This window comes from Kitasatospora sp. NPDC003701, assembly GCF_053587085.1.
This window is the reverse complement of record NZ_JBSFNM010000119.1, coordinates 1-12124: the sequence shown is the minus strand read 5'-3', so window position 1 is coordinate 12124 and position 12124 is coordinate 1. Positions and strand designations below refer to the sequence as shown.

The window sequence follows — 12124 nt, the reverse complement described above, 5'->3', positions numbered from 1 at the left end:
GGGGGCGGGGGGCGCCCCCCCCCCCCCCCCCCGCGGCCCCCCGCCCGGCCGGCGCCCCCGCCCGGGCCCGGCTCACCCCGGGTACCTCATCCGGCCGTCCGGGCCGGCTCGGTCCCGGTCGTGACCGCGCTCAGCGGCGAGGCCAACGACTCCAGGCTGCGCCGCTCCGCGCGGACGCCGATCGCGGCCTCCACCAGTCCGGCGACCGTCATCAGGGCGGCGCCGATGCAGAACGCCAGCGTGGTGTCGGACACCTCGCCGCTGCTCACCAGGCCGTTGAAGAGCAGCGGCCCGCTGATGCCGCCGACCGCGGTGCCGACGGCGTAGAAGAAGGCGATGCACAGCGCCCGGGTCTCCAGCGGGAAGATCTCACTCACCGTCAGATAGGCCGAACTCGCCCCGGCCGAGGCCAGGAAGAGCACCGCCGTCCAGCAGGCCGTCATGGTGACGGCGGAGAGCGATCCCCGCTGGAACAGCACGGCGGTGCCGAACAGCAGCAGGCCCGAGCCGATGTACGTCCCGGCGATCATCGGCTTGCGCCCGACCGAGTCGAAGAGGTGGCCGAGCAGCAGCGGCCCGAGGAAGTTGCCGACGGCGATCACCGCGAAGTAGTAGCCGGTGTCGCCCTCGGGTACGTCGAAGTACGTGGTGAGGATGACGGCGTAGCCGAAGGTCACGGAGTTGTACAGGAACGCCTGGCCGATGAAGAGCGCGAGGCCGAGCACGGTGCGGCGCGGGTAGCGGCCGACCACCGTGCGGGCGATCGTCACGAAGCCGAGCGGGCCGCGCTCGCGGACGGCCATCGGCTTCCCGGTGACGGGCGGCAGCGTGCGGCCGGCCTCCCGTGCCACGATCCGCTCGGCCTCGGCCACCACCGCCTCCGCCTCCGCCGCGCGCCCGTGCGTGAACAGCCAGCGCGGGCTCTCCGGGACGTGGCGGCGGACCAGCAGGATCACCAGGCCCAGCACCACGCCCGTCCCGAAGGCCAGCCGCCAGCCGACGTCGGTCGCGAACAGCGCGGTGTCCAGGAGCGCGATGGAGCCGAAGGCGCCGAGCGCCGCGCCGATCCAGAAGCTGCCGTTGATGATCAGGTCGATCCGGCCGCGCACCCGGGCCGGGATCAGCTCGTCGATCGCGGAGTTGATCGCCGCGTACTCGCCGCCGATGCCGAACCCGGTGAAGAAGCGGCAGAGGAAGAAGAACCAGGCCGTCCCGGACAGCGCCGTCACGGCGGTGGCCGCCAGATAGACGGCGAGCGTCAGCATGAACAGCTTTCTGCGCCCCAACCGGTCGGTCAGCCAGCCGAAGAACAGCGCGCCGCTGCACGCGCCGGCCACGTACACCGCGGCCGCGACGGTGGTCACCTGGGTCGTCGAGATGCTGATGCCGCTGCCGTGCTCGGCGAGCCTGGCCGCCATGTTGCCGACGATCGTGACCTCCAGACCGTCCAGGATCCAGACGGTCCCCAGGCCGATCACGATCCGCCAGTGCCAGCGGGACCACGGCAGCCGGTCGAGCCTCGCCGGCACGTCCGTCTCGACCACCCCGCCCGCCCCGCCGTCGTCCGGTCCGGTGCGCGACGGCCGCTGCGGGCCGGAGGTCTTCGTCTCTTCCACCACGCCGGGCCTCCCTCGTCACTGCGTGTGTAGGACCATCCGCGTCTGCCCTGCTCTCGGATGATCACACCGCAAGGGGTGGACCGGTTCTGGTGCCCCGTCAGCCGCTCGCGGCGGCCGGGAGCGGCGACGGCCGACCGGCCGGCCCGGTCAGGCGGGGTCGGGTCACGCGGGCTCGGGTCAGGCGGAGTCAGGTCACACGGCGGGGTCGGGTCACGCGGGGTCGGGGAGGGGGAAGCTGCGGCGCATCAGGGCGTCGAAGGCGGCGTCGGGGAGCAGCCGCTTGGCGAGCATGGTGGACCGGGCCAGGGCGCCGACGGCGTAGCGGGCACGGGGACGCGCGGCGGTGGCGGCGCGGACCACGACCCGGGTGGCCGCCTCGGCGGGGACGGCGCCGTTGCGGCGGGTGAAGGTGCGGCCGGCGTACATCTCGGCGAGGCGGGCACGGAAGGTGGCGTACGGGTCGGCCGGGTCGGAGCCGCCGTCCATGGTGGCGACCGCCGTGGCGGCGAACCCGGTGATGGTGGGGCCGGGTTGGACGACCACCACCTCGACGCCGAAGGGGGCGACCTCCAGGCGCAGCGAGTCGCTGATCGCCTCCACCGCGTGCTTGCTGGCGTGGTAGAAGGCGCCGCCGGGCGGGGAGAAGCGGCCGGCCATCGAGGAGATGTTGACGATGCGGCCGCGGCCGGCGCGGCGCATGCCGGGCAGGACCAGCTGGGCCATCCGCACGAGCCCGAAGACGTTGGTGTCGAACTGGGCGCGGATCTCCTCCGGGGTCGCGGATTCGACCGGCAGGTGCAGCCCGTACGCGGCGTTGTTGATCAGCAGGTCGATCCGGCCGTGCCGGGCCTCGACGGCGGCGACCGCGGCGGCCATCGACGTCTCGTCGGTGACGTCGAGCGCCAGGGTGGTGATGCCGAGGGCGGCGAGGTCGGCGAGGGTCTCGGGCCGGCGGGCGGTGGCGTGGACGCGGTGGCCGAGCCGGTGGAGGGCGAGGGCGGTCTCACGGCCGAGGCCCGAGGAGCAGCCGGTGATCAGCACGGTCTGTGCGGCGGCGGTCATGTCGAGGACTTTCGGTGCAGGAGGTCCCAGACGGCGGCTTCGGCGCGGTCGAGGTCCTCGGGGGGAAGGGTGTCCGGTCCGCCCGGGCGCCGGAGCTTGACGAGGCCGGCGAACGCCCCGAGGGCGAGGGCGACCAGTTGGGCGGCGTCGCCCTCGCGGATCTCGCCGGCCCGCTGGCCGCGCTCGATGAAGTCGGAGGCGACGCGGTCGATCTCGTCGGCCAGGGCGCGGCTCTCGGGGGCGAGGAAGGTGTCGTGCTGCTGGTGTTCGAGGAAGACGAAGGCGTCCGGGTAGGCGCTCGCGTAGCGGGTGAAGCCGCGCCAGAAGCGCCCGAACTCCTCGCGGATGCCGCGCGCCGGTCCGCCCTCGGCGAGGGCGGCGGCGAGGTGGTCGAGCAGGGTGCGCTTGGCGTGCTGGAAGGCCGCGTTGCCGAGCGCCTCCTTGCTGGGGAAGTAGCGGTAGATGCTGCCGACGCCGACACCGGCGCGCTGGGCGACGACGGGCATCTGCGTGCCTTCGTAGGTGCGCTCGGCGAAGAGCGCGAGGGCGGTGTCGATCAGCAGCCGGTCGAGGTCGGGCTTTCTGGGTGCCACGGAATGAATATTCATTCCTGTTCTCGGCGCTGTCAATCCCCGGCCGCCCGGGGCCGGTGGCACCGGCGACCGGCCTCCGCCGGCCGGCGGAGGGCCCGGCGGCTGCCGGTGCGTCAGAATGGCTTGCGGCCAGGCGGTGTGCCGCCAGAAGCGGAGGTACCACTTCATGACGAGGTACAGCATCGACCCCCACCGGCACGAGCTGATCGCCGCGTGGGGAACCGGCGAGGGCGAGCTCGCGGCCCGGATCGCCGACCTCCCCGTCGGCAGGGACACCAGCACGCTCCTGCGCCTGGCGCGTGCCCTGACCCAACTGTCCGACGCGGCCTGGCGCACCTACACCCACCCCGCCAGCGCCGCCGGCTCCCTGGAGCCCAACAGCGAGGGCTGGCGGCGCGAGCAGGAACGCAACGCCTTCGGCGCGGTCGCCGAGGCGGTCGCCGCACCGAACCTCCCCGCGGGCGGCATGCTCGCCGTCTCCTACAGCCCGCTGCTGGAATCCGCCCACCGGCTCGGCCGCGCCCTGCACACCCTCGACGAACCCGGGCTGACGAAGGCCGTCCTGGCCGAGACCGTCGTCGAACTCACCGCCGTCGAGGGTGCCGAGCTCGGCGACCTCACCGGCCGCGCCCAGCAGGCCGTCCTGCTCAGCCGCGAGGACGCCTCCCCCGTCCAGGTCGCCGCCGCCGACCTCCTCTTCGTCCAGGACCCCTTCGGCTCGGCCGCCCTGTTCTCCGACATCGACCCGACCGCCGCAGCCGTGGCCGCGGCCCACTGGCTCGCCGCCGCGGCCGAGGTCGCCGCCGACGCCTCGGGCCACGAGGCCACCACCGTCGTCCTCGAAGCCGGTCAGATCGAGGCCCTGCCCGACGAGACCCCCACCCTCGTCCTCGAACTCCTCGACGCCGGCCACACCCCCTACGACGCGGTCACCGGCCTCGTCCGCCACGCGCTCCACATCGCCGACGGCCTGCTCCCCGACCCCGCCGGCCTGCGCGAACAGCTCGAAGACCTCGACGAGGCCCTCGCGGCGGAGATCGCGGGCGAGGACACCGCACCGGAGGACACCGGCCTGCGCCTGACCCCGCTCGACCCGAAGCGCCCGGCCCGCGACCTCCTCGAAGACCTCCTCTCCGGCATCCACGGCTGCTGGCTCCTCCACGACGCGTACGACGACCTCGACGAGCACGACGAGCACGACGACCTCGACGCGGGCGGTCGCGACACCGGCCGTCCCGACGCGGGCGGTCCCGACGCCGGCGGCGAGGGTGGCCCCGAGGCCGACGACGAGGAGTCGGCCGACGGTCGCGCCGAACAGGAGCAGGTCCGGAGCCGTGAACGCTTCGCCCGCCTCCTGCGCGAAACCGCCGCGCGCCATCGCGACCGGCTCATGTGACCACCGGGCCGACGCCTTCGGCGGCCCTGCCGGACCCGTCCCCCTGTGCGGTCGAAGCTCCCGAAATGTCCTTAAGCTGGAACGGTCCTGGTGAACCACCACGTGGAAGGCGGGCCCGACCGTGCAGCCGAGCGAGATCGACGAGGTCCTGAACCGTCCGCTCAGCCGGGAGCTCCTGGCCCGAGACCTGACCCGCCTGGCCTACGTCGCCGAGGACGGCACTCCCCGGGCCGTCCCGATCGCCTTCGTCTGGAACGGGTCGGCCGTCGTCATGTGCACCGTGAAGAACGCGCCGAAGCTGCCGGCCCTGCGCCACAACCCGGCGGTCGCCCTGACGATCGACACCGAGGCGCACCCGCCGAAGATCCTGCTCATCCGCGGCCGGGCGGAGCTGGACGAGGTCGAGGGCATCCCGGAGGAGTACCTCCGGGCGAACAGCACCTACGCGATGACGCCCGAGCAGCGGGTCGCCTGGGAGGCCGAGGTCCGCTCGCTCTACGACGGCATGGTCCGGATCGTCGTCACGCCGACCTGGGCGAAGCTGATCGACTTCGAGACGACCCTCCCGAGCGCGGTGGAGGAGCTGGTCCGGCAGCGCGAGGAGCGCAACCGCGCCTGACCGCGGCCACCCCGGCCACCCCCTCGCACTACGGAGGGCGACAAGCCGCGCACCTTCCGCCATGTCCACTGGTCGGAGGCGGTATCGTAACCGCGCGCCGAGGGCGCGCTCAGTACCTCCGAAGGAGAGCAGCATGGCAACTGGCAAGGTCAAATGGTTCAACGCGGAGAAGGGCTTCGGCTTCATCGCCCAGGACGACGGCGGCCAGGACGTGTTCGTCCACTTCTCCGCCATTCAGAGCACCGGATTCAAGGAGCTGTACGAGGACGACCTGGTCGAGTACGACGTCACCCAGGGGCCGAAGGGTCCCCAGGCGGAGAACGTCGTCAAGCTCTAGCCGGCGCCGGGACCGGCCCCCTGCGCCGGAACCCGGCCCGGCGGACGCCGGCTTCGGCCGGATCGCCGCGCACCGCCCGCCCGCAGCACGGCCGGGCGACCGAACGGCCGGGCAGCCGTCCGGTCGGCCCCGGAGGCCGGCGGCGGTGACCGCAAAGGGGCCGACCCCTCGGCCGGCCCCACCTCCCCACCGCTCACCTCCCCACCGCTCACCTCCCCACCTCTCACCTCACCCGGCTGAACCGACATCGGCGCGTCCGACGGTCCGGGCCGTTCTCAAACACCGTTCGAAGAGCCGTCGTGATCGTTAGACTGCCACGGTGAAGCTGACCGCAGACCGGATCACCGACGCCGGGATGGCCGTGTTCGCCGAAGCCGGCTACCACGGTCTGTCCATGCGCCGGGTCGCGGAGCGACTCGACGTGCACGCCGGAAGCCTCTACTACCACGTGCCCAACAAGACCGCGCTGCTCCAGCTGATGGCCGACCGGGTGGCCCGGCAGGCCTACGACGCGGGCACCGCGGCACTGGCCGAACTGGACACCACGAGCGACTGGCAGGCACGCGTGACGGCGCAGGCCGTCGCCCTGCGCCGGAGCATCCGCCGGCACCCCGGCGGGGCGATCATGTTCGCCGACAGCCCGAAGACGCTCAGCCCCGGCGCGCTGTCCGTGATGGAGCGGCTGCTCGACACCCTCGCGGCGGCCGGCGTCCCCGCGCAGAAGTGCGGCACCGCGGCCGACACCCTGCTCAGCCACGTCACCGGCTACGTGCTCCAGGAGCAGAGCGAGCCGCCCGTCGTGCCGCCGGCCCCGGACACGGCCGCCGACCTCCACCGCCGCTTCCCCCGCACCATGACCGCAGCCGCCCACGACCAGGACGAGCAGTTCACCCGCAGCCTGGACCTGATCTGCGCCGGCATCGCCACGCTCCTCCCGGAGCCCCACCCTCCCGGCGCGGGCCGCTGACCTCAGGCCGGGTCGTGCGGGTCCGGCAGCGGAGCCTCCCAGGCGAGCAGGCGCAGCAGCTCCTCGTCCACCCGGGGCCGGGGCCCGGCCGCGGGAGGCCGCGAACCGCCCGAGGTGGGGCCGGCCGTGAGGCGGGCGCTGGTGGCCGTGTTCTCCTCGGTCCGGGGCCTGCGGTGGTGCTCGTAGCGGGCCAGGGCCTGCGCCGTTCCGGGGGTGTCGCGCAGCGCCTTGGCGAGCACGACGGCATCCTCCAGGGCCATCGAGGCGCCCTGGCCGGTGGCCGGGGAGGCCGCGTGGGCGGCGTCGCCGATCAGGACGGCGCGGCGGCTGCGCCAGCGCGCCCCCGGGGCCAGCTGGAGCGCGTTGGTGACCATCAGCCGGTCGTCCGTACCGGCGACGATCCGCGCGGCCGGGGTCCGGTCCGGGCTCAGCAGCGGCCGGAGCCAGTCCCGCCACTGCGCGGGAGTCCGGTCGGCGACCTCCTCGGCGGACGCGGCCGGTCCGGGGACCCGGGCGAACCAGCAGGTCCCGCCGGCGGGTGGGACCAGGTAGCCGAAGGCGGCGGCGCTGCCCCGGACCATGGTGATCCGCTCCGGCACGGGGGACGGCGGAGCGGCGGTGCTGTATCCGTAGAAGACGCGCTGCCCCGCGTACTCGGGCCCGGGGGCGGCCGGGTCCAGCCAGGCCCGGACGGCGGAGTGCGTTCCGTCGGCGCCGACCAGCAGGTCACCGGTCACCGCGGTGCCGTCGGCGAAGTGCGCGGTGATGTCGGCGGCGGACTCGGTGACGCCGGTGAGCCGGGCCCCGTGCCGGATCGCGATGCCTCGGCGGCCCGCCTCGGCCTGGAGCGCCGCGGCCAACTCGGCACGGCGCAGGCAGCGGTAGCGGGTCAGCCGGTGGTCGGGCTCCCCCAGCGGGGCGGTGGCCAGTTCGGCCCCGCTCGCGTCGAGCACGCTCATGGCGGTGACCGGGAAGCCCAGCTCCGCGACCACCTCGGCCGCGTCGACCTGGGCGAGGGCGCGCATGCCGTTGGAGGCGAGGGTCAGGAAGGCGCCGATGTCCTCGCCCGTGTCGGGGTGCGCCTCGTGAACGGCGACGTCGAACCCCGCCTTGTGCAGCGCCAGCGCGGCCGCCGTTCCGGCGATGCCGCCGCCGATGATCTGAATGCTCGTCAACCCTGCTCTCCCTCCCGTACGTTCCTGTCCCCATCGGATCGCCGGCTCCCCGCGGCCCGGCTCGGCGGCGCCGCGGAGGCCGGTCCTGCGGCCATCCTGCCAGCCGCGGGCCCGGCGGGGTCCGGGCACGGCGCCGCACGCGTGCCCGCGCGGTGTCACACCCGGCGGGGCGAAGCGGCTGCCGCCGGGCCGGAAGCCCCGACACCCTGCCACCGGAGGCGGGGAGGTGCGATACCGGCCGGCCTGCGGGTGGTGGGTCGGCTCCGCGCGTTCCCCGTCATGGCGCGAAGCTCATCATCATCAGATTCCCGGGATCGGGGAAGGGTACGAAGCCGGCCCTGGCGTAGACCCCGTGGGCGTCGAGGGTGGAGAGCATCAGGCGCTTGAGCCGGTAGGGAGCGAGGTGGTCACGGACGGCGACGGCCAGCCCGGTGCCCAGTCCCCTGCCGCGATGGCCCCGGTCGACGTAGACGTCGCAGAGCCAGGCGAAGGTCGCCAGGTCGGTGACGACCCGTGCATAGGCGACCTGCGACCCGTCCGCGTCGTAGACGCCGAAGTTGACCGACGCGCGGATGGACTGCTCGACCGTCGCGCGGCTGCGGCCGAGCGCCCAGAACGCGTCGGTCGACAGCCAGTGGTGCACCCGGTCGACATCCAGGCGGTCCCGGTCGACGTCGATCTCGTACCCGTCCTCGCTTCGCATCACCATGGGCACGGATCGTAGTGCGCGCAGCGGTGCAGGCGGCACCGTCAGGGCCCGCCCCGCCCGGCGGGGGAACGGGCCACGGCGGCGAGGCGCCGGTCGGGGTGGAGGGCGGTCCGGTCTCCCGGTCCCCGGGGGGGCGAAACGGGGCGCGTCGAAAGGCTCCCCCAGCCGCCCGGTGATCTAGGACACGATCTGACCCAGATGGCTCCTACTGTGGTTCTCGGCAACGGAACAGGACCTATGAAGGCGGAAACCATGACCGACACCACGACCGGTACCGAGTCGACCACCCGCGAGCAGGCCGGCGCGGCGGCCGGCGGGGAGCGCGCCGACCTGTTGGCGGTGCTGGGCAAGCAGCGGTACTTCCTGCGCTTCACCACCCGCGATCTCACCGACGAGCAGGTCGGGCTCCGCACCACCGCCGGCGAGCTGTGCCTGGGCGGCCTGATCAAGCACGTCGCGAGCGTCGAGCGCGGGTGGGTGAACTTCATCCTCGAAGGCCCGTCGGCCATGGGCGACTTCAGTGCCATGACCGAGGCCGACTTCGCGCGGCGTGCCGACGAGTTCCGGATGCTTCCCGGCGAGACGCTGGCCGGTGTGCTGGCCGACTACGCCGACACGGCCCGGCGCACGGACGAGCTGATCGCCGTCCTGCCCGACCTGGACGTCTCCCACCCGCTGCCGAAGGCCCCGTGGTTCGAGCCCGGCGCCCAGTGGTCGGCCCGCCGGGTGCTGATGCACATCGTCGCCGAGACCGCGCAGCACGCCGGCCACGCCGACATCATCCGCGAGACCCTGGACGGCGCCAAGAGCATGGGCTGACCGCCGTGTCCGGACCCGGGGGCCCGGCGCCCCCCGCGTGCTTCGGCACCGGGGGTGCCACGCCCTCGGGTCAGCGCTTGACCGCCACGCCCGCGTAGGCGGGGGCCGCCTCCCGCCAGCCCTCCGGCAGCTCCGCCCCCGGCCGCCACAGCGGCAGTTGGACCAGCCCGGGGTCGGCGAACTCGAAGTCGCCGAAGAACTCCCGCACCTGCTCCTCGGCCCGCAGGACCAGCGGCGAGCTCGCCCGGCTGTAGATCCGCGTGGTCTCGGCGGCCGTCTCGGCGGTCATGAAGTCCTGGGTGCCGTGCGAGAGGATCAGCAGGCTGCCCGGCGCCAGCGCGTCCCGCAGTCGCGCCACCGTCTCGGCGGCGCCTTCCTCGTCGCGGACGAAGTGCAGCACCGCCACCAGCATCAGGGCCACCGGCCGGGAGAGGTCGAGCGCCTCCTTCAGGCCCGGGTCGCCCAGGATCGCCTCCGGATCGCGCAGGTCGGCGTGGAGGACCGAGGTGTGCCCGGCGAGGTGGTGGGCCAGCAGGGCGCGGGCGTGCGTGAGAACGATCGGGTCGTTGTCGACGTACACCACCCGGGCGTCCGGGGCCACCCGGTGGGCGACCTCGCCGGTGCTGCCCACCGCCGGGATCCCGGTGCCGATGTCCAGGAACTGGCGGACACCCCGGTCGACCGCGAACTCCACCGCGCGCCCGAGGAACTCGCGGTTGATGCGGGCCCCGAGCCGGGCGTCGGGCATGGCCGCGATGACCTTCTCGGCCGCCTCCCGGTCGGCCGGGAAGTTGTCCTTCCCGCCGAGGTAGTAGTCGTACATCCGCGCCGGGTGCGGGATGCCGGTGTTCAGTTCCGCCGGCGGCTGCCACTCCCCCACCGTCACCGGCCCCGACCCGCCGACCATCGCATCGTCCCGCATTCGATCCCCACAGTGTTCTGACAGCAAGTCATCTCATCCTAATCTCAGCGGGTTACCAACCGGTTGGAACCGTCAGTACGGGGACCGCTCCGGGAGCGCCGGAAGGACGGAGGACGAGGTCAGGACCTCTTTGTGAGGGAATCGAGGAGGATCTGACGGCCAGTCCGGGACTCAGGACTGCCACAGGCGCCGTCGAAAACGTGTTCGGCGAACGGCAGTTCCTCGACCGTCGGGTCGACACCGGGGGCCGAGGGCGGCCGTCTCGCTTGACCTCCTGCGCGTCAGTCCGGCAGCCAGTGCAGCTCGTGCGCCAGGGTTTTGGCGACGGCGCGGACGCGGCGGTGCAGCGGCGACTGCTCGCGTGGGAGGACCAGGTGGATCGTCAGACCGGGCGCGCCCCGCAGTGGTCGCCAGGTCAGACCGGCCGGTTGCACCGTGGCCGCGGCTTCTCCGGCCGGGGCGAGGGTGACCCCGTCGCGCAGGTCGCGCTGGGACATGTCGAAAGAGACCGCGGGCGTGTGGAACCGGGGGTGCGGCCGGATGTCTCGGAACAGTGCGGACAGCTGATCGTGGATCACGGGGTTGGCCGCACGGTCCGGGAGTCGCAGCGGATACGCGGCCGCGTCGGCGATCTCGATCTCCGGGTGTCCGGCCAGCGGGTGGTGCTGCGCCAGCTGGACCCCGATGCGCGCACGCCGCAGCAGGAACCGGCGCACGCCACGGCCCGGTTGTTCACCGCGGGTGATCCCGGCATCGATGCGGCCGTCGGCGACCGCGGGGGAGATCTCCGGTGTCGCCATCGGGACCGCGCCGACCTCGATTCCGTTGTGGTCGCGAATCAGCCTGTCCACCAGGGCCGGTACCGTCTCGGCCCCGGCGCTGAGGCTGTATCCGATGCGCAGCGTGCCCAGTTCACCGGCCGCCGCGCTCCGGGCGGTGTCCCATGCCCGGTCGAGCGCCGCCAGCGCGGGCGGCGCGGACTCCGTCAAAGCCGCACCGGCCGCGGTCAGTACGACGCTGCGCGTGTCGCGGACCAGCAGGGCCGTCCCGAGTTCCGCCTCCAACCGGCGCATCCGGGCGCTGAGTGCGGGCTGTGCGACACCGATCCGTGCGGCCGCGCGGGTGAAGTTCAACTCCTGGGCCAGCACCAGGAAGTAGCGCAGGCTCACCGTGTCCGGCGCCACGGACCCTCCCTGCCGATTGATAACGATCCGTTCTGAGTCTATCCAGGACCGGTCTTTCCCCCGACCGCACATCAAGCCCTAGCCTGCGCACAGGACGATTCCAGTGACCGCAGTACCCGTCGTCGGGATCGATCGATCCGAGTGTCAATTCGAAGTCGGACGCGTCCGGCCGAGATCAGGAGGCTTCCATGGCCAAGGGCTACTGGGTCAGTGTCTACCCCGCCATGTCCGACCCCGAGGGGCTCACCGCCTACGACGAGCTGGCCCGTCCGGCCGTCCGGGCCGGGGGCGGGCGCGTCCTGTCGCGTGGCGGCCGAGTCGTCGCCCACGAGGCCGGAATCACGCAACGCGTCGTTCTGATCGAGTTCGACAGCTTTGAACAGGCCGTCGCGGCCTACGAGAGCGAGGCGTACCAGAAGGCGCTGGTGGCCCTCCCCGACGGCTTCGAGCGCGACCTCCGCATCATCGAAGGCATCGACTGACCGGCGGGCCCAGCCGTCGCCGAATGCCCGTCACCTGCTACGCACACGGTGCTGAACCCTGAGGGTGGCACGGTTGGTGCTCCTGCGCCCGGGCGGTCGCTCACTCGTCGGGCGGACGAAGGGCGTGGCCGGGGTGGTTCTCCGGCTCGCCGACGGGTCCGACGCTCCGCCGCAGCAACCAACGAACCCCGCCGTGGACGGGTCACCGGCCACCACCCGATGTGGTCCAACTCCCGCCGG

The 12124-nt window shown here is 73.4% G+C and carries 13 protein-coding genes; 6 read left to right on the top strand and 7 right to left on the bottom strand.

Going from position 1 to position 12124, the window contains the following annotated elements:
• Window positions 1-86: 86 nt before the first annotated feature.
• From ACWDRR_RS43270 to ACWDRR_RS43260, 3 genes are all read right to left on the bottom strand, one after another.
• The gene (locus ACWDRR_RS43270) at window positions 87-1544 is read right to left on the bottom strand and encodes an MFS transporter (RefSeq protein ID WP_449777841.1); all 1458 of its coding nucleotides are present in this window, start codon (window positions 1542-1544) and stop codon (window positions 87-89) included.
• A 285-nt stretch (window positions 1545-1829) separates the two neighbouring features.
• On the bottom strand, window positions 1830-2681 hold the full coding sequence (locus ACWDRR_RS43265; RefSeq protein WP_449777840.1) for an SDR family NAD(P)-dependent oxidoreductase: 852 nt from the start codon (window positions 2679-2681) through the stop codon (window positions 1830-1832).
• The gene (locus ACWDRR_RS43260) at window positions 2678-3274 is read right to left on the bottom strand and encodes a TetR/AcrR family transcriptional regulator (RefSeq protein WP_449777839.1); all 597 of its coding nucleotides are present in this window, start codon (window positions 3272-3274) and stop codon (window positions 2678-2680) included. Before ACWDRR_RS43260 ends, ACWDRR_RS43265 begins: the two co-directional genes overlap by 4 nt.
• A 166-nt stretch (window positions 3275-3440) precedes the next feature.
• On the opposite strand from ACWDRR_RS43260, the gene ACWDRR_RS43255 reads away from it, so the two are divergent.
• From ACWDRR_RS43255 to ACWDRR_RS43240, 4 genes are all read left to right on the top strand, one after another.
• Window positions 3441-4670, top strand: a complete 1230-nt coding sequence (locus ACWDRR_RS43255) for a hypothetical protein (protein ID WP_449777838.1) — start codon at window positions 3441-3443, stop codon at window positions 4668-4670.
• 121 nt (window positions 4671-4791) lie between these two features.
• Window positions 4792-5289: a pyridoxamine 5'-phosphate oxidase family protein gene (locus ACWDRR_RS43250; RefSeq protein ID WP_449777837.1), complete on the top strand. Its 498-nt coding sequence runs from the start codon at window positions 4792-4794 to the stop codon at window positions 5287-5289.
• Between the two features lie 133 nt (window positions 5290-5422).
• Window positions 5423-5626: a cold-shock protein gene (locus ACWDRR_RS43245; RefSeq protein WP_449777836.1), complete on the top strand. Its 204-nt coding sequence runs from the start codon at window positions 5423-5425 to the stop codon at window positions 5624-5626.
• A gap of 319 nt (window positions 5627-5945) precedes the next feature.
• Window positions 5946-6593 (top strand): TetR/AcrR family transcriptional regulator, encoded by a 648-nt coding sequence (locus tag ACWDRR_RS43240; RefSeq protein ID WP_449777835.1) that lies wholly within the window; start codon window positions 5946-5948, stop codon window positions 6591-6593.
• A 2-nt stretch (window positions 6594-6595) separates the two neighbouring features.
• Here the strand turns inward: ACWDRR_RS43240 and ACWDRR_RS43235 are convergent, their stop codons facing one another.
• Entirely contained in the window at window positions 6596-7768 is a 1173-nt protein-coding gene (locus ACWDRR_RS43235) for an FAD-dependent monooxygenase (RefSeq protein WP_449777834.1), read from the bottom strand.
• A 277-nt stretch (window positions 7769-8045) separates the two neighbouring features.
• On the bottom strand, window positions 8046-8477 hold the full coding sequence (locus ACWDRR_RS43230) for a GNAT family N-acetyltransferase (RefSeq protein WP_449777833.1): 432 nt from the start codon (window positions 8475-8477) through the stop codon (window positions 8046-8048).
• Between the two features lie 252 nt (window positions 8478-8729).
• On the opposite strand from ACWDRR_RS43230, the gene ACWDRR_RS43225 reads away from it, so the two are divergent.
• Window positions 8730-9296, top strand: coding sequence for a DinB family protein (locus tag ACWDRR_RS43225; protein WP_449777832.1), 567 nt, complete (start codon window positions 8730-8732; stop codon window positions 9294-9296).
• A 70-nt stretch (window positions 9297-9366) separates the two neighbouring features.
• Here the strand turns inward: ACWDRR_RS43225 and ACWDRR_RS43220 are convergent, their stop codons facing one another.
• Complete coding sequence (locus tag ACWDRR_RS43220; protein ID WP_449777831.1) at window positions 9367-10218, bottom strand: SAM-dependent methyltransferase; 852 nt, start codon at window positions 10216-10218, stop codon at window positions 9367-9369.
• Window positions 10219-10499: 281 nt separating this feature from the next.
• Window positions 10500-11402, bottom strand: a complete 903-nt coding sequence (locus ACWDRR_RS43215) for a LysR substrate-binding domain-containing protein (protein WP_449777830.1) — start codon at window positions 11400-11402, stop codon at window positions 10500-10502.
• 188 nt (window positions 11403-11590) lie between these two features.
• Between ACWDRR_RS43215 and ACWDRR_RS43210 the strand changes: the two genes are divergently transcribed.
• Window positions 11591-11884 carry a DUF1330 domain-containing protein gene (locus ACWDRR_RS43210; protein WP_449777829.1) on the top strand — a complete coding sequence of 98 codons (294 nt, stop codon included), beginning with the start codon at window positions 11591-11593 and terminating at the stop codon, window positions 11882-11884.
• The last annotated feature ends 240 nt before the right edge of the window (window positions 11885-12124 follow it).

Coding starts and splice junctions, on each gene's coding strand:
- ACWDRR_RS43210 (WP_449777829.1), top strand. CDS start 11,591: ATGGCCAAGGGCTACTGGGTCAGTGTCTACCCCGCCATGTCCGACCCC.
- ACWDRR_RS43220 (WP_449777831.1), bottom strand. CDS start 10,218: ATGCGGGACGATGCGATGGTCGGCGGGTCGGGGCCGGTGACGGTGGGG.
- ACWDRR_RS43230 (WP_449777833.1), bottom strand. CDS start 8,477: ATGGTGATGCGAAGCGAGGACGGGTACGAGATCGACGTCGACCGGGAC.
- ACWDRR_RS43225 (WP_449777832.1), top strand. CDS start 8,730: ATGACCGACACCACGACCGGTACCGAGTCGACCACCCGCGAGCAGGCC.
- ACWDRR_RS43245 (WP_449777836.1), top strand. CDS start 5,423: ATGGCAACTGGCAAGGTCAAATGGTTCAACGCGGAGAAGGGCTTCGGC.
- ACWDRR_RS43255 (WP_449777838.1), top strand. CDS start 3,441: ATGACGAGGTACAGCATCGACCCCCACCGGCACGAGCTGATCGCCGCG.
- ACWDRR_RS43265 (WP_449777840.1), bottom strand. CDS start 2,681: ATGACCGCCGCCGCACAGACCGTGCTGATCACCGGCTGCTCCTCGGGC.